The sequence below is a fragment of the Serratia sp. Res13-Sevr-LER1-36-b genome, from assembly GCF_015673035.1.
GTDB classification, from domain to species: domain Bacteria; phylum Pseudomonadota; class Gammaproteobacteria; order Enterobacterales; family Enterobacteriaceae; genus Chania; species Chania fonticola_C.
On the sequence record NZ_JADACK010000023.1, the window covers coordinates 58,011 to 78,372 of the forward strand.

Annotated in this window: 17 protein-coding genes; 13 read left to right on the top strand and 4 right to left on the bottom strand. The window is 50.5% G+C overall.

Going from position 1 to position 20,362, the window contains the following annotated elements; all coding sequences use genetic code 11:
* The first annotated feature begins 1 nt into the window (after position 1).
* The 4 genes from IMQ33_RS17910 to IMQ33_RS17925 are packed head-to-tail and all read left to right on the top strand — an operon-like array spanning position 2 to position 8,935.
* On the top strand, positions 2–712 hold the full coding sequence (locus IMQ33_RS17910) for a C40 family peptidase (protein ID WP_065686658.1): 711 nt from the start codon (positions 2–4) through the stop codon (positions 710–712).
* A complete protein-coding gene (locus IMQ33_RS17915; RefSeq protein WP_370572244.1) occupies positions 712–1,362 on the top strand; it encodes a tail assembly protein in 651 nt (216 codons plus the stop codon). The genes IMQ33_RS17910 and IMQ33_RS17915 overlap by 1 nt, the downstream gene beginning before the upstream one ends.
* A 58-nt stretch (positions 1,363–1,420) precedes the next feature.
* Entirely contained in the window at positions 1,421–7,162 is a 5,742-nt protein-coding gene (locus IMQ33_RS17920; protein WP_196062090.1) for a DUF1983 domain-containing protein, read from the top strand.
* A 42-nt stretch (positions 7,163–7,204) separates the two neighbouring features.
* Entirely contained in the window at positions 7,205–8,935 is a 1,731-nt protein-coding gene (locus IMQ33_RS17925) for a pyocin knob domain-containing protein (RefSeq protein ID WP_196062089.1), read from the top strand.
* A 135-nt stretch (positions 8,936–9,070) separates the two neighbouring features.
* Here the strand turns inward: IMQ33_RS17925 and IMQ33_RS17930 are convergent, their stop codons facing one another.
* Positions 9,071–9,808: a bifunctional 2-polyprenyl-6-hydroxyphenol methylase/3-demethylubiquinol 3-O-methyltransferase UbiG gene (locus IMQ33_RS17930; RefSeq protein WP_196062088.1), complete on the bottom strand. Its 738-nt coding sequence runs from the start codon at positions 9,806–9,808 to the stop codon at positions 9,071–9,073.
* A 123-nt stretch (positions 9,809–9,931) separates the two neighbouring features.
* Between IMQ33_RS17930 and IMQ33_RS17935 the strand changes: the two genes are divergently transcribed.
* Positions 9,932–10,387 (top strand): GNAT family N-acetyltransferase, encoded by a 456-nt coding sequence (locus IMQ33_RS17935; protein ID WP_161712184.1) that lies wholly within the window; start codon positions 9,932–9,934, stop codon positions 10,385–10,387.
* Positions 10,388–10,438: 51 nt separating this feature from the next.
* Here the strand turns inward: IMQ33_RS17935 and IMQ33_RS17940 are convergent, their stop codons facing one another.
* The 3 genes from IMQ33_RS17940 to IMQ33_RS17950 all read right to left on the bottom strand — a co-directional run bounded on the left by IMQ33_RS17940 (position 10,439) and on the right by IMQ33_RS17950 (position 12,040).
* Positions 10,439–10,966, bottom strand: a complete 528-nt coding sequence (locus IMQ33_RS17940; protein ID WP_161712183.1) for a rhodanese family protein — start codon at positions 10,964–10,966, stop codon at positions 10,439–10,441.
* Between the two features lie 7 nt (positions 10,967–10,973).
* A complete protein-coding gene (locus tag IMQ33_RS17945) occupies positions 10,974–11,276 on the bottom strand; it encodes a helix-turn-helix transcriptional regulator (protein WP_024530946.1) in 303 nt (100 codons plus the stop codon).
* A gap of 125 nt (positions 11,277–11,401) precedes the next feature.
* On the bottom strand, positions 11,402–12,040 hold the full coding sequence (locus IMQ33_RS17950) for a LysE family transporter (RefSeq protein ID WP_196062087.1): 639 nt from the start codon (positions 12,038–12,040) through the stop codon (positions 11,402–11,404).
* Positions 12,041–12,645: 605 nt separating this feature from the next.
* On the opposite strand from IMQ33_RS17950, the gene IMQ33_RS17955 reads away from it, so the two are divergent.
* The 8 genes from IMQ33_RS17955 to IMQ33_RS26325 all read left to right on the top strand — a co-directional run bounded on the left by IMQ33_RS17955 (position 12,646) and on the right by IMQ33_RS26325 (position 20,353).
* Positions 12,646–13,176 carry a fimbrial protein gene (locus IMQ33_RS17955; protein WP_196062086.1) on the top strand — a complete coding sequence of 177 codons (531 nt, stop codon included), beginning with the start codon at positions 12,646–12,648 and terminating at the stop codon, positions 13,174–13,176.
* 102 nt (positions 13,177–13,278) lie between these two features.
* Positions 13,279–13,956 carry a molecular chaperone gene (locus IMQ33_RS17960; RefSeq protein ID WP_161712180.1) on the top strand — a complete coding sequence of 226 codons (678 nt, stop codon included), beginning with the start codon at positions 13,279–13,281 and terminating at the stop codon, positions 13,954–13,956.
* A gap of 78 nt (positions 13,957–14,034) precedes the next feature.
* Positions 14,035–16,599 carry a fimbria/pilus outer membrane usher protein gene (locus IMQ33_RS17965; RefSeq protein ID WP_196062085.1) on the top strand — a complete coding sequence of 855 codons (2,565 nt, stop codon included), beginning with the start codon at positions 14,035–14,037 and terminating at the stop codon, positions 16,597–16,599.
* Complete coding sequence (locus IMQ33_RS17970; protein WP_065686648.1) at positions 16,590–17,684, top strand: hypothetical protein; 1,095 nt, start codon at positions 16,590–16,592, stop codon at positions 17,682–17,684. The genes IMQ33_RS17965 and IMQ33_RS17970 overlap by 10 nt, the downstream gene beginning before the upstream one ends.
* An 81-nt stretch (positions 17,685–17,765) precedes the next feature.
* Positions 17,766–18,287, top strand: coding sequence for a fimbrial protein (locus IMQ33_RS17975; RefSeq protein ID WP_074423408.1), 522 nt, complete (start codon positions 17,766–17,768; stop codon positions 18,285–18,287).
* 29 nt (positions 18,288–18,316) lie between these two features.
* Entirely contained in the window at positions 18,317–18,829 is a 513-nt protein-coding gene (locus IMQ33_RS17980) for a fimbrial protein (protein WP_196062084.1), read from the top strand.
* Positions 18,830–18,956: 127 nt separating this feature from the next.
* Positions 18,957–19,673: a response regulator transcription factor gene (locus tag IMQ33_RS17985; RefSeq protein WP_196062083.1), complete on the top strand. Its 717-nt coding sequence runs from the start codon at positions 18,957–18,959 to the stop codon at positions 19,671–19,673.
* Positions 19,670–20,353, top strand: a complete 684-nt coding sequence (locus IMQ33_RS26325; protein ID WP_304621666.1) for a response regulator transcription factor — start codon at positions 19,670–19,672, stop codon at positions 20,351–20,353. The genes IMQ33_RS17985 and IMQ33_RS26325 overlap by 4 nt, the downstream gene beginning before the upstream one ends.
* The last annotated feature ends 9 nt before the right edge of the window (positions 20,354–20,362 follow it).

A 20,362-nucleotide genomic window follows, 5' to 3' on the forward strand; every position in this document is an offset into this window, starting at 1 on the left:
GATGCAGGCTGAAATCATGCAGGCCATTTGTGAGCATGCCGCAACGGAGTATCCCAATGAGTCCTGCGGTTTTGTGGTGCAGAACGGGCGTAAGGCGCGTTATCTGCCATGCCGCAATGTGGCGGAAAACGCGTTGGATAACTTTGTCATTTCCCCTCAGGAATATGCGCAGGCGGAAGATCAAGGCGAGATCATTCGCATCATTCACAGCCACCCTGATGTGCCCGTATTGATCCCTTCGGAGATGGATCGCCTGCAGTGCGATCACTCGGGCATTGTCTGGGGCATCGTCTCGTGGCCGGAAGGAGATTACACCGAAGTTGTGCCACGCGGTGAGCGGCCGTTAGTCGGGCGCAGCTGGCTGTTGGGGCATGCCGACTGCTGGTCATTGATCCGGGATTATTATCGCCAGGAACACGGCATCGCGCTGAACGATTACTCGGTGGAGCATGAATGGTGGATCGACGGCAAAACCCGCCTGTATGACGATCACTGGTACGCCGAAGGGTTCCGAGAATTTCAGGGGCCGATGCGCGCGGGCGATATGATCATGATGCAGGTTTCAGCCCCGGTTACCAACCACGCGGGTATCTATCTGGGGGACGGCATGATGCTGCATCACCTGTTCGGCCAACTGAGCCAGCGTTATCCCTACAGCGGATATTTTCAGGAGCGGACGGTACGCGTAGTCCGCAGGAAGGAGCTTCTATGATGCAAACAACAAGACTGATCCGGTTGGGTGGCCAACTGGGTAAAAAGTTCGGCAAGACCCATCGGCTGGTGGTAGCGGATACTCGCGAAGCACTGCGGGCGCTGTGTATCACCTTGCCCGGATTTGAGAGCTTTATGATGAATGCCCATAAGGACGGCGTGCAGTTTGCCTTCTTCAATGGCTCGCAGAATATCGGCCTGGCCGAGTTTGCCACCTCCAAAGGCAGTGCCGATATCCGCATTATGCCGGTGATTGCGGGGAGTAAGAGTGGCGGGATGCTCCAGATTGTCATCGGCGTGGCGGCGTTGGTCGGGGCATTCTATACCGCAGGTTGGTCGTTGAGTGCTTGGAGTGGTGCACTTGGCGCGTCGGGAGCAACAGCGACACTCAGTGCCTCCGCCGTGGCAGCTGTTACCAACTTAACCCTGCTGGGTTCAACGATGGTACTCGGTGGTGTCATGCAATTGATGACGCCACAGCCGAACTTCGGCATGTCCTCTTCCCAGTCGGTGGAAAACAAACCTTCCTATGCCTTTGGCTCACCGGTCAACACCACGGCGCAGGGCTACCCGGTGCCAGTGCTGTACGGTGAGCGTGAAATCGGTGGTGCGGTAATTTCCGCCGGTATTTACGCTGAAAACCAGCAATAACCCCCTTTAGGGCATTTTTCTACAGGTCGCATTCGCGGCCTTTTTTTATGGGCGCAATATGACAAAGTTAACTATTCATGGGCGCAAGGGCGGTGGTGGATCGGCGCATACGCCGGTTGAAGCTCCCGATGATTTGCAGTCCAACGCTAAAATCAAAATCCTGCTGGCGCTGTCTGAAGGGGAAATTGCCGGTGAGTTAGACGGCACCCGCATTCTGCTCGACGGCACCCCGGTACATAATCCCGACGGCAGTGAAAACTTTACCGGCCTGAAGTGGGAGGTACGTAACGGCACCCAGACTCAGGATTATATCCAGGGTATGCCGGATGTAGAGTCTGAAACGCCGGTCAACGTTAAGCTGACTACCACGAACGTCTGGACCAAAACCTTCACCCGAACCGATATCGACGCGCTGCGCATACGCATGGGCTTCCCGGCGCTGTTCCAGCAGGAAGATAACGGCGATATGAACGGTTCGCTGGTGGAATACCTGATCGAGCTTTCCACCGACGGCGGAGCCTATAAAACCGTGGTCACCGGTACGCTAAAGGGCAAAACCACCAGCCTGTACGAGCGCGATCACCGGATTAATCTGCCAAAAGCGACCACCAGTTGGACGCTGCGCATCAAGCGCATCACCCCAGACTCCACCAGCAGCAAGCTGGTAAACACTACCCAGATCCAGACCTACACCGAGATCGTGGACGCCAAGTTCCGCTATCCCAACACCGCCTTGCTGTTTATCGAGTTCGATGCCCAGCAGTTCAGTTCAGTGCCGAAAATTACGCTCAAGCCGAAGGGCAAAATCATCCGCGTGCCGACCAACTACGATCCGTTGGCGCGGACGTATAGCGGCAATTGGGATGGCAGCTTTAAATGGGCCTGGAGCAACAACCCTGCCTGGGTGTTTTACGACATCGCGCTGGACAAGAATTACGGCTTAGGCAACCGGGTAACCGCCGCCGAGATCGACAAATGGGGGCTGTACAGCATCGCGCAGTATTGCGATGAGCTGATTGATGACGGTTTGGGGGGCGGGGGCAAAGAACCGCGTTTCCTGTGCGACGTGTATATCCAGTCGCAGCAGGATGCCTACACCGTATTGCGGGATATCGCCGCCATCTTCCGTGGCATCACCTACTGGGGCAACGACCAACTGTTTGCCTACGCGGATATGCCGCGCGATGTGGATTTCGTTTATTCGCGGGCCAACGTCATCGGTGGTGAATTTGCCTATGCGTCGGGTTCTTACAAGAATCGCTATACCTCTGCGCTGGTGAAATGGGGCGATCCGGCCAACCATTATGCCGACGCGGTGGAAGCAGCTTACGATAACGAACTGGTGAAGCGCTACGGCGTTAACCAGACTGAAATCACCGCCATTGGCTGTACGCGGCGCACCGAGGCTCACCGCCGTGGGCGCTGGGCGATCCTGAGTAACGCCAAAGATCGTACCGTCAGCTTTACCGTCGGGTTGGACGGCAATATCCCGCTGCCAGCTCGGATCATCGGCATTGCGGATGCCATGCTGGCAGGCAAGACCAACGGTGGGCGCATCCATTCCGCGCAGGATCGCGTGGTGGTGCTGGATCGTGAAGTAGCGTTCGGCAAAGGCGATCGCCTGATCGTCAATCTGCCAGACGGCACGGCGCAGGCTCGCACCATCGCCAGTATCGCGGCGGACAAGCTTACGGTGACGCTGACCGCTCCGTTCCGCCAGCAACCAGAGCCTGAAGCGGTCTGGAGTATCGATTCCGACAGCCTGGCGATCCAGCAGTTCCGCGTGGTGTCGGTCCAGTCCAACGATGATGGCACCTTCGCCATTAACGCCGTTGAGCACGATCCGGATAAATACGCCTTTATCGATAACGGCATCCACCTGGATGCGCCGCCAATCACCGTGACGCCACCAGGAGCGATGCCTGCTCCGGCGAATATCACTCTCTCGCGCTACGACTATGTCAGCCAGGGGATTAACGTTGCCTCAATGCGGGTGCAGTGGCGGGCCGTCGCTGGCGCGGTGACCTATGAAGCCCAGTGGCGCAAAGATAACGGCAACTGGGTGAATGTGGGATCGACGCCTTCACTCGGGTTTGATGTTAACGGCATTTATGCCGGTAACTACGACGTGCGGGTGCGAGCGGTGAATGCGGTGGGTGTTTCCTCGCAGTGGGGGCACGCCGAGCCGAGTTATCTGGCAGGCAAAGCGGGCTCGCCACCCAATATTGTCTCGTTGGCGGCAACCAAAGATGTGGTGTTTGGCATCCAGCTTTCCTGGCGATTTGGCCAGAACTCTGCCGATGGCCTGAAAACCACCCTGATGGTAGCCAGCCGGGCAGATTTCGCCGATGAACGCTTACTGGCCGATGTGCCTTATCCGCAGCATCGCTATGACATGCAAGGCCTACGTGCCGGGCAGGTGCTTTACTTCCGCGCGGCCTTTACCGACAAAACCGGCAACCAGTCCGACTGGAGCGAGTTTGTACGCGGGATGGCTTCGGACAGCGCGGACGTGGTGCTGGCGCAGATCGCACAAAGCATTACCGAGACCGAACTGGGCAAAGATCTGTTGGAGAAGATCAACAGCCTGCCTTCGGATCAGAACGTGCAGGATCTTGCCGAGAAGATCGCCCAGGCGCAGGCCGATATCGAGGCGAACAGGGATGCGCTGCAAGGGGATGTCGATACCCTGCAAGCAGCGCTGAACAAGGTTAATGCCGAGCTTGCAGGCCGCAATGCCGATCTGAGCAATGCTGTCGACGTGCTGCAACAGGATTTGACGCAGCTAGGCAAAGCTGCCATCGAAAACAGCCTGACCATCGAGCATAACCGCCAAAAACTCTCCCAGGCCCAGGAGGCGCTGAATAGCGATATCAAGGATGCGCGCGGGGAAATTGACAGCACCCGCGCCAGCTTGACGCGTGCAGATGCCGAACTGCAGGCCAAGGTCGATGCCCTTACCGGTGGCACCAACGCGGCAATGGCCCAGGTCGCTTCGCAGATCACTCAATTGCAGGACGGCGACCAGCAACTGGCCAGCAAGCTAGACGTGGTAATTGCCAAAGCTGAAGGGAACGCAGCGCAAATCGCGCAGGAGAAAGCGGCGCGTGTGGATGCCGATGGGGCGTTAGCCAAGGATATCAGCTCGGTGAAAGCCACGGCGGATAATCAGCTGGGATTGATTATCAAGCTGGAGCAGGCGCAGGCCGATGCCGATTCTTCTTTGGCTAAGGTGGAGTCCAACGTTTCCGCCAACGCCAAGGCAATCGGCAGCAACAAGACGGAACAGGACAAGGTTAACTCGCAGGTTACGCAGAAAACCGAAGCGCTGGCCGATCAGCAGAAAACACAGGGCCAGCAGCTCAGCGGCCTGACTTCTGAGTTCAGCGAAAACCGAGCGGATGTAACCCAACAGCTGAAAACGCTGGCGGCGACAGACTCGGCTCAGGCCCAGCAGATTTCCGGTTTGCAGGCCAGCACGGGCAGTAACACTGCGGCTATCCAGGCAGAGGCGAAATCCCGTGCCGATGCCGATGGGGCGCTGAGCCAACGGGTTGACGTGATCCAGGCGACCAGCCAGGAAAACACGGCGGCCATCACCCGCCTTGGCATCGCGCAAACCGAAGCCGAAAGCAGCACGGCCAGCCTGCAACAGGCTTTGGAGGCTACGGCCAAGGCGAATATCGAACAGGCGCTTAAACAGGACAGCGATGTTCAACGTCTGGACGAGAGCAGCGCCCGGTTAACCACGGCGCAAACCGTTTTCGCCGATCTGCAGCAGGCGCAGGCCCAGCAAATCACGCAGCTGGACGCGAACTTTGGTGATGTGTCTGCGCAGTTGCAGCAGGAGATCACCACCAGGGCCAGCGAGACTGGCGCGTTGTCACAACGCTTTGATCATCTGAGCGCAGATGTCGGCAGTAATCAGGCCGAGGTGGATCAGCGTTTGCAGGCGCTGGTGGATAGCGACAGTGCTCAAGCGTCGTTAATTACCGGTCTAGGGGCAGCCAGTGGCGAAAATAAAGCGGCGATCGCCGCTGAATCGCAAGCGCGTACCACGGCGGATGAAGCGTTATCCCGGCAATTGAGTTCGCTAGATTCTACCGTTGGGCAAAATACGGCCGCCATCAACGATCGGCTACAGACGTTGGCCAATCAAGACTCTGCCATGGCGGAGCAGATTGGTTCATTAACGGCGACCTCTGGCGAAAACAGTGCGGCGATCGGCGAATTGAAGCAGGCACAAAGCGACTCGGCCGGTTCGCAGGCCTCGCTCAGCAGTTCGCTTGAAGCCATTGCCAAGGCGGATATCGAGCAGTCGTTAAAGCAGGCGGAAGACGTTATCAGCAATGACGTGGTCACCGCATCGATCAAGACCCAGCAGAACGTAATGGCGGACGATCAGCACGCCCAGGCGCAGCAGATCACCGAATTACGCGCAAGCTTTGGTGATGTTGATGCGCGCTTGATGACGGAACAGACGGTGCGTGCGGAAGCTGACAAGGCGTTAGCCCAGCAAGTGACTACGCTGGCAGGCACCGTGGGGGACAACAATGCCCAACTCAATCAGCAACTGCAGGTGCTGGTGGATACGGACAGCGCCCAGGCCAAGCTGATTAACGACCTGACCAGCCGAACAGGGGCGAATGAGGCCTCGGTTACCGCTTTGAGCCAAACGCTGACCGATAGCAATAGCGCGACGGCTCAGCAAATTGGCGCTTTGCAATCCGCTACCGGTGACAATACTTCGGCGATTACCTCACTGTCGAAAACCGTGACCGATAACCAATCGGCAACGGCCAACGATATCAAGTTATTGAATACGGCGGTGGGGGATAACAAGGCGGCAGTCCAGCAGGTGAGTTCTGCGCAGGCGACCTTGGATGGCAAGGTTTCCGCAACCTGGTCGGTAAAAGTTGAAACCAGTAAGAAGGGGGAAAGCAGCGTTGCTGGTTTGGCGTTGGGGGTGGATGATGCTGGTAACCGGCAATTCCTGGTGCGGGCCGACAGGTTTGCCTTAGTGACCAAAGATGAAGGCAATGTGTCTGTTCCCTTCGCGGTGCAAAATGGCCAGACGTTTATTAACTCGGCGTTTATTGCTGATGGGACGATTACTAACGCGAAAATAACGGGTTGGATAGGTTCTGATAACTTCATTGATGGGAGACAGGGCTGGGCTATCAATAAGTCTGACGGTAACGCCCAGTTTAATCAGGTTTCTGTTCGCGGAAATATCTATGCAGATAGTGGATATTTTAGAGGGGATATTACCGGGGCTAACGGGACATTCTCAGGAACTATTTACGCAAATAAAATAATAGGCGATCTAGTAGATACCAACAGTATGCCTAACGTGATTAATATTTCGAGGCATATTAATAAGGAGTCTTATGTTGACATTCCGCTGGTTACTATAACGGCATCCAGTTTTGAAAAAAGAGGAGTAATACAAGGGCTACTACCTAATGGATTGAGTCATTATCCAGAACGAGGGGTGTCTGTTGCTCCGGGGAATGTTGCAAGCGTATGGGGATATGGGGGGGCGAATGGCTCAATTGCTCTGTTATTAAATGGCAATGTGATAGCTAAATCATATAGAGACTATGGTACTAACGGCTACTTGCCGGGAATAATAAGTAGTATACCCATAACCATAAAAGCCAGTAGTAGTGATAATCAGTTGGTATTGAGAGTCTTCAATGATGGATACGAGGCAAATTGGGTAGCGTTTTTCTTACAATGCTCCATTATATTATCTCGTTCCACACAGAATATTATTTTTAATAACGTCACTAACTAAAATCCGCCGCGAGCGGTTTTTCATATTTTGGAGTAAGAATCTATGTGGTACAAAACAGGTACAATCAATTTAATCGCTAATAATGCCACCGTAACCGGTACCGGCACCGCGTGGGCTGATGCCAAGTTCGGTGTAATGCCAGGCATGATTTTATTGGCACCGGACAATAAGTTGTATGAAGTTAAACAGGTGAATAGCAATACCTCACTAACCCTTAACAGTAACTATGCCGGTCCAACGGCCAGCGGGCAGAGCTATGCGATTATCACCACTTATGAAGGTGATATCAGCCAGTTCTCCGCTCGCTTTGCCGCGATGCTCACCTTCTTCCAGGGCAGCCGCAATGATACGGTTAGTTGGTTTACTGGTTCCGGGGATATGACCTTTACCAAGGATGATGGTACAAAATTGACTGTGCCGACGTTGGCGAAAATTCAAAAGGATTATTTATCTAGAACCGTTACTACAGATCAGAGTATTGCAGGAACGGTTCAGTTTTCTAAAACCCCAACGTTTAGTAACGGATTAATATCTATAGGTAATGCGAATTTTCAGTCTGTAACCTCCGGTGCTAGCGTTGTTCTTAGATATAGAGATTTCGATGGCGTGGAGCAAGGGGCTCTTTATAGCACTCCCACAACTGGGGAAATGACGTTACGCTGGGGCGGAACTACACATAGTCTTCAGTTAAAAAAAGATGGTACCTCTTCCTTCCCTAATAATATTTACATTGGTAATGTGAAAGTTTCAACTCAAGCGACATCATTGATTACGCAGAATTTAGATGATATTAAAACAGAAGGGGATTTTTATCAAAGTCTGAATGCAAATGCCACTGTCGATAATCATTATCCAAATCCACAGGCAGGATTCTTGCGTGTTCTTGTTTCTCGTGCTGCTGTTTCAGGCCGAACTTATATTACTCAGCTTTATTACCCATACAAGGCTGGGGATTATTATTATCAGCGGGTATATGATGCAAGTACTAGCTTATGGTCTGTATGGGATATTTACAGAGGTCAAAACTATAATGATAGTCGTTATGCTCCAGCGCAAGGTGTGAGTAAAACGTTTGCGGATACATCAGCTTTCAAGGAATGGCTAAGATCGTCAAACGGACTAATGCCATTCCGTTTGGGACTTCCAATTACAGGATATTCCCCATATCATTCAAGCTTAGTTTGGAATACTGGCGATACATATGCAATGTTGATGCCGTATTATAATTCTCCTGAAATTAAATGTATCACGGGCAATACTGTTGGCACACAATATCAAGAGTTTTTTCTCTGGACAACGGGGAATACTACTGTTGATTCCAACGGATTTATCAAGAAAGCCTCACCGATCGCGCGTCTCTCCAGTAACCCAGAGAAAATGCCCGACGAATACCTGGATGGATTTACCCTGTCCGGGCTGGCAGCGGTGAATGGCGAGGCTGCGGGCGTTACCGCAGAGCGAGTCTCGGTTGGCGTATACAAAGTGACGGGTTCGCTAGGTTTCGCGCTGGAAGGCTGGAACATCGAAGTTCCGCAGGACGTCAACGGCAATCGCCTATGCTTCGTCGCCACCGAAGCGGCCGAAGACGGCACGATCACGGTCAAGGTCAGCAAACGTCGCTTTGATATTGATACCGCCGCAATCGTTGCCGGGGAGCCGATGGATATTCCTGAAGGGCGCTGGATCGATCTGCGCTTGGGGATGCCGCCGGTTGAGGAAGTTCAGAGTGAGCCAGAGCCTGAAAGCCACGAAGGCGAAATGGCGAGCAAGTAAGTTGTACCGACAGTGAAACGGTGTTGTCCTGCAGTTGCCCAGAACCGTTCGCTGTGAATAAGCTTGGAAAGTATTGGGGGGAGGCAGCCTCCCCAATATTGGATGTTCTAAAGATGTTTACGAAACTAACAGCAATTACGCAGCGGGTTTTTGTACCGCCAGGATAAAGATCATCGGGCGTTCTTTTTCTTCATCCAGTGCTGGGTTGTCGGCAATCTGTTGAGCCGAAGGACCCCACTCGTTCAGGTAGCGGATGGTAAACCCTTGCTGGACTAACAAATTGATATAGGTGCCCAGCATACGGTGCTGCTTGATCACTCCTTCCGCCAGCCAGTTGGAAATACGTTGCCCTTCTTGCTGATAGCCATTGATCGGCCAGGATTTTTGCCCTGCTTCATCCACTAACCAGCCCTGATGCTTTGGCGCAGTATAAATCGGGTGCTCGGCGGTAAAAATAAACTCCCCACCATTCACCAATGCCTGATAAACGGTTGCGAACAGCTTGCCGAGGTCTTCGATATAGTGCAGCGTTAGCGAGCTATAGACCAAATCAAAGCTGGCAGCCGGAAGCTGAAGTGCTTCCAGATCCTGCTGACGGTATTCAATCGCTGGATCCTTGGTCATCTCTTTCGCCTTGCCCAACATCTTCTCTGACAGATCCATTCCCAGTACCTGGGCTGAACCTTGCTCACGAGCGCTGCGGCAGAACCAACCGTAGCCACAGCCAAGATCGACCACCTTTTTGCCCTGTAAATCGGGCAGGATGCAGCGGATGGTTGGCCATTCCGGCGCACCATCTAAACCCTGTAATGAACGGCTGAGTTGCGCATAGCCGTCAAAGAAGGTTTGATTGTCATAGATATTTTGCGACATAACGTCTCCTGTATTTAATAAACCGCATAACAGCGCGGCGCGTTAATGGTATTCGTTCAGCAAACAGACTGCCAACAAAAATAGGGCATAATGTAGCCACCACATAATAAATCAGGAGTTTGGGTGAAAATTATTTCGGTGCGTCAGGAGCCGGCCTATCGCGATGTGGCTATCGATTATTTCCAGCATCAGTGGGCATCGCCAGAGACCATGATGCTGTATCAAGACTCGATAACCCGTTGTATCGAGGCGGTAAATCCGCTGCCGCAGTGGTATTTGTTGCTGGATGGGGAAACCGTTGTGGGTTGCGCGGGTCTGATTACCAATGACTTTATCAGCCGCATGGAACTGTATCCGTGGCTATGTGCGTTGTACGTCGATGAGCATTATCGTGGGCAAGGTTGCGGCGCATTGTTGGTCAACCACGTAGCCAAGGCCGCAAGCGAGCTGGGATTTCCCTGTTTGCATTTGTGTACCGATCATGTGGGTTATTACGAGAAATTGGGTTTCAGCTTTGATGGGCTTGGCTACCACCCGTGGGGCGAGTCGTCACGGGTTTATTCGTTGGATCTTGCCTAGTGGCGTAGCGGTTAAACGGGCGCAGCGGCGCCCCTACGGTTGAGCATCTCGCTATTTGGGCTGGTTCCAAGGCATTTTGACCAACAGCGTCGCCATTCCGCAAAATCCGCTGATGCCGGCAAATAGCAACCCAGCACCTACAAAGCCGGACAGCAGGAAGAACAGGGGAGATATGACATACCCCAAGATTGTCCCAGCCAGAATAAGTGAGCCAGCAGCAATCTGCACCTGTCGCATGATGGGAAGCGGCTGGTTCTTACCCTTCACGATAGGCAATCCCTGTTGCTTCCAGCCGTTGATACCTCCTTCAAGCAGATAAACCTTGGCAGGTGTTGCGGCTCCTGCCAATAGCGCTGCGTTTTCTGCCGTACGGCGGCCAGACTGACAGTGAAAAATCACAACATCCTCCTCGTTAACCGCCTGCGGTTTCCCACCTTTCTCAATATCAGGCAGCGATAGCAAGCTGGCTTGGGCAATATGCTCGTGGGCATATTCATCCATTCCGCGAATATCCAGTAGCTGCGCTCCCTGCATGATAAATTTTTTCGCTTGCTGGGCAGTTATCGTTTCTATGTTCATGGTGTCCTCAGGGGCAATAGATGGCTTTTAACGTGCTGATGACCTGCTGCACGGCGCTATTTTTAATCGAGTAGTTGATGCGCTGCCGATCGCGGGTGCTTTCAATCAGCCCTTCCTCGCGCATCTTGGCCAGATGTTGTGAGGTCGCTGATGGGCTAAGCCCGGTAGCTAGTGCTAACTCGCCGGCACTGGTGCCTGGAGCATCAACCAGCATACAAAGGATCAACAGGCGGCGGGGGTTGCTCATGGCTTTGAGCAACGTCGCGGCGGCATTGGCGCTGGCAAGCAGCGAGGCGTTTTCGTCAGTCATTAGTTATTTTAGTATTTGCTAAGTTTAGTAAACACTAAAGTAATTGGCGGGAAAATGCACGTGTTTTTTAAAGCGGCAGACAAAGGCTCACACTTGAGCTCATTACAGCATTGGATATATAGCGGCTATAGGGAGCGGCGCGTGAGGCCTTCGTAAATCAGCTTAATGGCGAAAGCCCCGATCACCACACCGAACGCTCGGCTGGCTATCCGTTGCATGCTGGCATAGGTGCGCCGTACCGCTGGCAAGGAAAATGCCTGGCTGAGAAAAACGCGCCAGATAACCGAACTGAGCACTATTCCCAGCCAGGCACTCAGTTTGGCCCAGGTGGGCGTATTGGGGCTCAGGGTTACGGAGAAGATACTGATGAAAAACAGCACCGTCTGCGGATTAGAGAGATCGGTGATCAGGCCCCGGCGGAAGAAGACATACCAAGGTGCACTGAGCGGTTGTTGCAGCGCAGGGGAATATGGCGCCGTCTGTTTATTCATACTTTTATAGGCGAACCACAGGAGATATAACCCGCCGACGACCTTGATGAACGAGAAGATCCCCTCGCATTGGGTGATCAACGTAGCCATGCCAAACAGGCCCAGCCCGGAATAAACGGCGTCACCCAGCGCTACGCCAAGCCCGGTGAGCATGCCTGCACGGCTACCGGAGGCCAGACTGGTCTGCACCACGACGAACAGGTTAGCGCCGGGGTTGAAAAACGTTAACACAAACAGGCCGATCGTCAGGGTGATTGCATGTAGTGGTTCCATCTCGGCTATCCTTTCTGCGCTCAAACGCCAATGATATGGCTAGTCCTGCACCGGCGATGCGAATCGCATCACATCTATGTCGCAGCTCCTCGATTAGCGTTGATGGACGTCTTCTGGAAACAACAATCAAATCTCCTGGTTTAAGTCGTATTGCAACCCATCTTATATAGATTAAGACACCCCGCACCGTTTTTATCCTTTTACCAATCTAATCAATGTAACATTGAAAGTTAATATAATTACTGGTGTTTAGGTTTTAGTGATGATGGGTAAATATATAAAATAAACCCTTAAGTCCAATAGTGGATTTTTGCACTATATTTGCACCCAAAACAGGTTGAGATGCTTTTGTTGCTATGGATAATACACAGCAACAGATGAGATGATACTTAGAAATGAAAGAAACATCTTGTGCAGGTCGCAATAGGATTCTCGTGATTTGCTCATTGAGTTTCGATTTATTACTGAGAGGGTATCTTACTGGGATAGGCTGTAAACAAACATTAACTATGGAAAAGCTGAGTGAATGACTACCCACTTTCAAAGTAGGCAGTGAGATTGTTTTTCATTTATCGGCGAACATTTTTTTACTAAGGAATATTGTTATGAAAAAGAATCTTATTGCTGCTATCGTTACCGTTTCAACTCTGTCTGCTGCTTCTGCAATGGCTGCTGATGGTGAGGTTCACTTCAAAGGTGAAATCATCGATTCCGCTTGCGAAGTGGTCAACAACGTAAGCAACCCGCTGGACGTGACCTTGGGTCAAGTGGCTAAAACGGCCTTTACCGGTGCGGGTTCTACTGCTGCAGCAACTAAATTCACCCTGCAACTGAAAAACTGCCCGGATTCTGTGACTAAAGCCGCGGTCAAGTTTGATGGTACTGCAGAAGGTGGCGACAACAACGTACTGCAACTGACTCAAGAGTCTGGCGTTGCTACCGGTGTTGGCATTCAGCTGTCTGATGCATCAAATGCAGTTCTGCCGTTATTTACTGCTTCAACTTCATACACACTGGTTGCTGGCAGCACAGTGAACAACCTGGACTTCGTAGCACGTTACATCGCAACTACTGATGATGACATTAATGCGGGCCCGGCAAACTCTGTAGCTAGCTTCTCTGTTATCTACAACTAATATTTTTCGCCAGAGTATTTAACTCACGGTGATGAATATCCAGATCGGATCAGCGGTTAATTCCGTTGATCCGCTCTTCTTAATTTTACGTGGACCTATAATATGAAATATTTATCAACCGCATTGACTGCTGTTTTATTTGTGACTGCATCAACAGCACAGGCCGGGGTTATTATTGGTGGAACAAGGCTGATATATGACGGAGCGAAAAAGGAGTCTTCACTGAGCGTCAATAATCCGGATAAAGTGCCTTATTTGATCCAGTCCTGGGTTGATGTCACTGACGGTGGCGCTGAGAAAGCCCCCTTTATGATCACCCCTCCTCTGTTTCGTCTTGACGGCGGGCAGCAAAATATTCTGCGAGTAATACGTGCCGGGGGCAATCTGGCCAGTGATAAGGAATCCCTTTACTGGATAAACATTAAATCCATCCCATCTTCAGAGAAAAAAGAAGGCAGGAATACCTTACAGGTGGCGGTAAAAACGCGTCTTAAGTTGATTTTCCGCCCTCAAGGTTTGAAAGGGGTCCCTGAAGAAGTCACACAAAACCTTAAATGGCAGCGCAACGGTAATCAGCTAGTGGTGACGAACCCTACCCCTTTTTATATGAACTTTCAGCAGGTGACATTGGCGGGTAAAGAGGTGGCGAGTGCGACCTATGTTGCGCCAATGAGCAGCGCCAGTTTTGCCTTGCCTGCCGGTGCTACCAACGGCAGCGTGGGTTGGAAAATCATTAGTGACTACGGTGGAGTCGGCGCGCTCCATACCAGCGGGCAGTAATTACGAACCAGCAAGTGTTCTCTCAGGAAAGTGGGAACAGAACAATCATCAGGCCTAGAGGTTTTGGAGCAGTAACGGATGAACAGCACACGACACAATAAAATAAGGCGCAAGACCCCGCGTCTCAGCCAACTGGCCTGGTTGATTACCCTGTTAACTAGCGGTCTTTCTTATAGCGTCATGGCACGTGACTACTTTAATCCTGAACTGTTACAGGTCGATAACCCACAGCAGGGTAAAACAGACCTGTCGGTGTATGAAGAAAGTGGGAGCCAGGCTCCAGGCACTTACCATGTTGATATCTATCTGAACAATGACAAGGTTGATACCCGCGATGTGACCTTTAAACTGCAGCCTGGTCAAAAAAGCCTGCAGCCGTGCCTGAGCGCCCAGGCTTTAGCTGAGATGGGAGTAAAAACCAAGCTTTTTCCTGGTTTAGGCGAGACGGAGTGTGCTGATTTGAGTGCGATCCCACAGGCCAGCACCGAGTTACGCTTCAATGCACAGCAATTATTGATCAGCATTCCTCAGGCGGCGGTATCGCAGGCTGCACGAGGTTATGTACCCCCTGAACTGTGGGACGAAGGGATATCGGCAGCCCTGTTGAATTACAGCATGACAGGGGCCAGCAACTATGCACGCAACAACACGGTGCAGGATAGCGACAGTCAATATGTCAACCTGCGTCCTGGGATAAATTTTGGCCCCTGGCGGTTGCGAAATTATTCCACTTACAACCGCAGTAGCGACGGTCAGGATAAGTGGGATACGGTTTATACCTACGCTCAGCGCAATATTGTTGCGCTGAAAAGCCAACTGACGTTGGGTGACAGCAGTTCGCCATCAGACGTGTTTGACAGCATCCCTTTTCGTGGGGCGCAGATAGCCTCGGATGACGATATGATGCCAGACAGCATGAAGGGTTATGCGCCAGTAGTACGCGGTATTGCTCGGAGCAATGCGCAGGTCATCATTCGCCAGAATGGTTATGTGATCTATCAGAGTTATGTTGCACCCGGCGCGTTTGAAATCACCGATATGTACCCGACCGGTGGTAGCGGTGATTTATATGTCACGATTAAAGAGGCTGATGGCAGCGAACAACAACTGGTGGTTCCTTATGCTTCTTTGCCGGTGTTGCAGCGCGAAGGGCGTTTGAAGTTTTCCCTGACCAGTGGGCAATATCGCTCATACGACAGCGATGTGGATAAAACCGTCTTTAGCCAGGGGACCGCCATTTATGGTCTGCCGTTTGGTTTTACGGGTTACGGCGGTGGTCAGTTTGCCAGCAAATACCAATCGCTAGCAATGGGGGTAGGGAAAAACCTTGGTAGTGTTGGTGCGCTTTCCGTGGATGTCAGCCAGGCCTGGTCTACGATGAAGGATCAGCCGAAAGATAGTGGCCAGTCGTGGCGTGCACGTTACAGTAAGAACTTTATTCAAACTGGGACCAACTTCGCGATAGCTGGTTACCGCTATTCTACGGCAGGTTACTACAGCTTGCAGGAAGTACTTGATACTTACCATAGCGGGAACAGCAGTTCGCTGATTGAGCGCCGGCGCAACCGCGCCGAGCTAACCATGAATCAGAGTTTATGGAATAACGCTGGATCGTTGTCGATAAGTTTGGTGCGTGAAGATTACTGGAACAGTGACCGCAATATGAAGTCTATTGGTGTGGGTTACAACAATAGCTGGAATGGTATTAGTTACGGTCTCAATTACAGTTACAACGAGAACTCGACGGTGAATCGTAGTTACGTCGCCAATGGCGATAGTAATGAGCGGATCTACGATCGCGACCAGTTGTTCGCCTTCAATGTCAGCGTGCCCCTATCTCGCTGGCTGAAAAATACCTATGTCACTCACAACATGAATACCAGTAAGAACGGAAATACGACCAATACGCTGGGTATAAATGGTACGGCTCTGGCAGATAATAATCTGAGTTGGAGTGTACAAGAAGGTTATGGCAGCAAGGGTGTTGGCAACAGCGGTAACCTGAATGCTGATTATCGCGGGACCTATGGTGAAATTAACGGTGGTTATGCTTATGACCAAAACAGCCAGCGGCTGAATTATGGCCTACAGGGTGGTGTCGTGGTGCATGAAAATGGCGTAACGCTGGGACAGCCCCTAGGTGAAACCATCGCGCTAGTTCAGGCTCCCGGGGCCGTTGGCGTCGGCGTCAGCAACCAGACTGGGGTTAAAACCGACTGGCATGGCTATGCCATCGTGCCTTACGCGTCACCCTACCGTAAAAATCAGGTGCAGTTAAATACTGAAACGTTGCCAGCGGATGTGGAGCTGACCTTGACGACTCAGAATACGGTTCCCACTCGTGGTGCGGTCGTGCGAGCCAGCTTTAATGCCAACGTGGGGCAGCGTGTAATGATGACATTATTACACCAGGGTGGAGAACCACTGCCGTTTGGTGCGACAGTCTCTGATCCGCAACAGAAAAACACCCAGGCGTTTATTGTTGGAGACGGTGGGCAGGTCTATCTGACAGGGTTGGCGGACAGTGGGGTATTAATCGCTAAATGGGGCAATGAGGCTTCGCAGCAGTGTCAGGTGAAGTACTCTTTGACAACGCAATCAACCGATTTTGGTATTAAGACAATGAATGGAGTATGTCATTGATTCAATATCAATCGATGCGGATTTCCGTTATGGAATTCTGGAGTAAAGTAATGAAAATGAGTGAGATAAAGTTTAAAATAAACCTTTGTGGAGCGGTGTTTAAACTTCTTTTTCTATTAATTGTTGGGTTATTTACATCAAGTCATGCCTATGCTCTAGCCTGTAAAAATGCATCTGATGGCAGTGCTTTTTTAACCGATAATATTATCACTGCTACTGTTCCACAGACGTTGCCCAATGGCACAGTGATTTGGCGTTCTGAAAATAGGACCATGACGGTTAAATGCTGGAAAGATCAGGGGTGGAATGGACCGACAGAGGCGGCAGCAGAAAACGTATATACCTACCCAAACCCTGGCTATTACTTTCAAAGTGGCTATGGAATAACGGTAGGGATCGTCGCTAATGGCCAGACTATCGATATAAATAACTATCGTACCCAAGTACCAGGTGTTATTGTTCCTTATTGCGACCAGTCTTCAGACTGGTGTAGAGATAATGCATCGGTCACCTTTACTTGGAACTATTATGTGTACATTTCAAAAGTGGGGGACTTGATAGGTGATCATTATGGTGGGAGTGATTACCTTCCTGTTTTTCAGATAGATGGTGTTGGTGGTCTAAATACGACGCCGAACTCGAACTTTAGATATAATATTACAGGTATGAATAACATTAAGTTTATTAACTGTAATGCGATGGTGTCTGTAACGCCAAATAATATAGATTTTGGCACTATCGTAGCACCAACAAATGTACAGGTTGGCCAGCTTGCTAAGTCGAATGCTTTTAAAGCTACAGTGACAAAAGATTGTAATTCACCCTTTAAGCTAACAGCTGTTTATAGTTCGCCAGCCACTAAAGTTGGCACGGATACTTTGGATATGGGGAATGGCCTGGGTGTGAAGGTTAAAAATATGATCACCAACTCCTATGTTCAATATGGAGACATTAATAGCTTTGCTGATCTGACTGTGGATAACTCTGTAGATATTCCATACCTTGCGGAGCTATCATGGATTAGAGGCTTTGCTAATGTTGGAGTATTTAACTCTTCGATTACGATTACTGTTTTTTATAACTAATAGTAAGGCCTCACAGAGTTTTGTTACTCCATTTTTTACATAAATATTCACACCTAAACTTAGAGAGATAAACGTATAGTGATGAAAAAATTAATGACACAGCCTTTTTTTGTACTTTTAGGCCTGGTTTTATCCATTAATGTTGCACAGGCTGCTCCGATAAATATCAACATTACTGGGGTAGTGGTTGCCGCGCCTTGTATCGTTAATAATAATGACAGTAATCTTAATGTTGATTTAGGCAGGAATATTCAGGCTTCTGATTTGTCAGCAGGAGGTTCGGGTTCAACACTAACACCATTTACTTTATCGTTAACGGGGTGCCCTTCGGGAACGAGTAGCGTCAAGGTCAGTTTCTCCGGGGCCCCAGAGACAACTGCACCAACCAGGTATAAAAATACCGGAACAGCCACTAATCTCGCCGTGGAGCTTTCGCAACAAGGCACAGGGACCATCCTGGGTAACGGCAGTACGTTAACGCAGGCCGTTCAACCAGATAGAACCGTGACCTATGCATTGAATGCCCGTGCCTATTCAGTTGCGGGTAGTGTTATGCCTGGCAATATCAGCGCCGTGGTACAGGCCAACTTCACCTATAACTAAAGCCATGTTGTTCACAAGGAGTGGCCTGAATGAACGCACTGATAAAAAATACCCTGCTGATAATGGTCGCTAGCTCAATGAGTTGGGCTGTGCAGGCCACCAACATCAACATCGTCGGTAATGTGGTGGCCAGCGCGTGTAATGTTGACAGTGGGTCTGTCAGTCAGGACGTCGATTTCGGCCAGTTGCGTAGCACCGATTTAAAAGAGGCGGGAACCGCCACCGACTGGAAACCTTTTACCGTAAAACTGACTCACTGCCCGCTTTCAACCAGCAAGGCGACGGTCACCTTCTCGGGCTCCCCGTCAACTGATGGTGCGGATTTGTTTGCCAATAGCGGCACGGCAAAGAATGTCGCCGTGCAGGTGGTACAAGATGCAAATAAAGCGCTGGTGCAGGGAAACGGCAGTCGTATGACGGTTAATGTTGATGCCCAACATGAGGCGATATATGCCCTGGCGGGGCGGATCTATAGCGTCAATGGCGATACTGTAGCAGGTACCCTGAGTAGCGTTTTGGTAATGAACTTTACCTACCAATAAGTGTTGCCTGCTCAGGGAGTGAGCCAAATAGAAATGATATTTTATTGAATAGGCCACGATATATTATCGTGGCAGGTATCTAACATGTTGTTTATAGCTGGTTTTATTTTAATTGGGAAGCATGGGAATGATGAGTGAAGTTAACAGTTTTATCAATGCCAATGCGGCTCTGGCTTCAGCAATGAGAGTTCCCTGGGCATTAATTATGGATACTTGCGTAATGACGCGTAACGGCCTTAGCTCGGTATTGAAAAAAACACAGTTTAAGGCTGGCGAAGTCATGATACTTAATAAAGCGTCTGATATTCTTCTCTGCCTGAAGTCGGGTTTGCCAGATGTAGTCGTTATGGAGTTATGTGGGGACGGCGAGTCGGTATGGGAAGGTTTACGTATTATTTCTACCTGTCAACAAGGTTGGCCGCAACTCCCCATAGTGGTGTGTACGGCACTGAGTGACGTACGCTTTTTGCAACAGGTTAAATCACTTCAGGTTAGCAGTATTTGCTTTAAACATGATTCATTAGAGTCCATTGAAGATTGCATTATGCATGCTAGATGTGGCTTACATCTGGACAGCCCGACGATTCAAAAGTTGCTAAATAGTAAATGCCATTCACTCCAAATGCTTACCAAAAAAGAGATTGAGGTGCTGGCTTATCTATTGGCTGGTCGCAGTGTGAGTGAGGTGTCACGTATGCTCAATCGTGATATCCGAACCATCAGCAACCATAAGTGCCATGCGCTGACAAAACTTGGATATAAAAATAATAATGATCTTTATACTCGTGGCCTGTGGATGTTGAGAAATGGCCTTTACAACTTAGAAGATGCCAAACAAGTATGAATACACCGTCACCGATTATCAACCTGGCTATCATGGCGGAGAGCCCATTAACCCGTCTTGGCATTGAGCAGTTTGCTCTGTCATTGAATCAGGAGATCCGCTGTCAGATACAAGTCGCTTCAGTGTATCAACTCTGCCAGCGAGTACAGGAGCAGCCAATCGATTTATTGATCAGTGGGCTTGCAGGGTCACAGGAAAGTGCCGCTAAAGGGGTAGAAAAGCTAATCAAGTTGTGTTTCTTACGGCCCGAAATTCGGCAGATCATTTACATTTATAGCCGTTGCGGCAAGCTTTTACATAGATTGGGTCATCAGCCACAGGTGAGTCTGATTTCTCGCCAGGAAACGCAGGAACAGGTGAGAGAGTGCTTCACGCAGGCATTGAACGGTTTTAGAGTCTGTAGCCCTAAGATCCAGGCTGCCATTAGTGAATATGCTAAGGAAGATATAACGGTTTGGCACCGGTTGACCAGCAGAGAGCGTGAAGTTTTACATCTGTTGTTCGACGGTTTCAGCCTGACGGAGGTGGCCAAGCGGCTGAAACGTAATATCAAGACGGTTAGCGCCCATAAACGTAACTCGATGCAAAAATTGGGGGTTTATGACGATGCTGAGTTGTTTGCACTTAGAATGCATTTTTTTGGTGCAGAAAAAATCTTAAGTGCTGGCTTTTGGCGATAGCAGATAAGG

Excerpts from the sequence above, each read along its gene's own strand:
- IMQ33_RS17950 (WP_196062087.1), bottom strand. The coding sequence starts at position 12,040 with ATGGAACCACTACATGCAATCACCCTGACGATCGGCCTGTTTGTGTTA.
- IMQ33_RS17985 (WP_196062083.1), top strand. The coding sequence starts at position 18,957 with ATGATGAGTGAAGTTAACAGTTTTATCAATGCCAATGCGGCTCTGGCT.
- IMQ33_RS26325 (WP_304621666.1), top strand. The coding sequence starts at position 19,670 with ATGAATACACCGTCACCGATTATCAACCTGGCTATCATGGCGGAGAGC.
- IMQ33_RS17955 (WP_196062086.1), top strand. The coding sequence starts at position 12,646 with ATGAAAAAGAATCTTATTGCTGCTATCGTTACCGTTTCAACTCTGTCT.
- IMQ33_RS17980 (WP_196062084.1), top strand. The coding sequence starts at position 18,317 with ATGAACGCACTGATAAAAAATACCCTGCTGATAATGGTCGCTAGCTCA.
- IMQ33_RS17930 (WP_196062088.1), bottom strand. The coding sequence starts at position 9,808 with ATGTCGCAAAATATCTATGACAATCAAACCTTCTTTGACGGCTATGCG.
- IMQ33_RS17970 (WP_065686648.1), top strand. The coding sequence starts at position 16,590 with ATGTCATTGATTCAATATCAATCGATGCGGATTTCCGTTATGGAATTC.
- IMQ33_RS17910 (WP_065686658.1), top strand. The coding sequence starts at position 2 with ATGCAGGCTGAAATCATGCAGGCCATTTGTGAGCATGCCGCAACGGAG.
- IMQ33_RS17945 (WP_024530946.1), bottom strand. The coding sequence starts at position 11,276 with ATGACTGACGAAAACGCCTCGCTGCTTGCCAGCGCCAATGCCGCCGCG.
- IMQ33_RS17915 (WP_370572244.1), top strand. The coding sequence starts at position 712 with ATGCAAACAACAAGACTGATCCGGTTGGGTGGCCAACTGGGTAAAAAG.
- IMQ33_RS17920 (WP_196062090.1), top strand. The coding sequence starts at position 1,421 with ATGACAAAGTTAACTATTCATGGGCGCAAGGGCGGTGGTGGATCGGCG.
- IMQ33_RS17965 (WP_196062085.1), top strand. The coding sequence starts at position 14,035 with ATGAACAGCACACGACACAATAAAATAAGGCGCAAGACCCCGCGTCTC.
- IMQ33_RS17940 (WP_161712183.1), bottom strand. The coding sequence starts at position 10,966 with ATGAACATAGAAACGATAACTGCCCAGCAAGCGAAAAAATTTATCATG.
- IMQ33_RS17960 (WP_161712180.1), top strand. The coding sequence starts at position 13,279 with ATGAAATATTTATCAACCGCATTGACTGCTGTTTTATTTGTGACTGCA.
- IMQ33_RS17975 (WP_074423408.1), top strand. The coding sequence starts at position 17,766 with ATGAAAAAATTAATGACACAGCCTTTTTTTGTACTTTTAGGCCTGGTT.
- IMQ33_RS17925 (WP_196062089.1), top strand. The coding sequence starts at position 7,205 with ATGTGGTACAAAACAGGTACAATCAATTTAATCGCTAATAATGCCACC.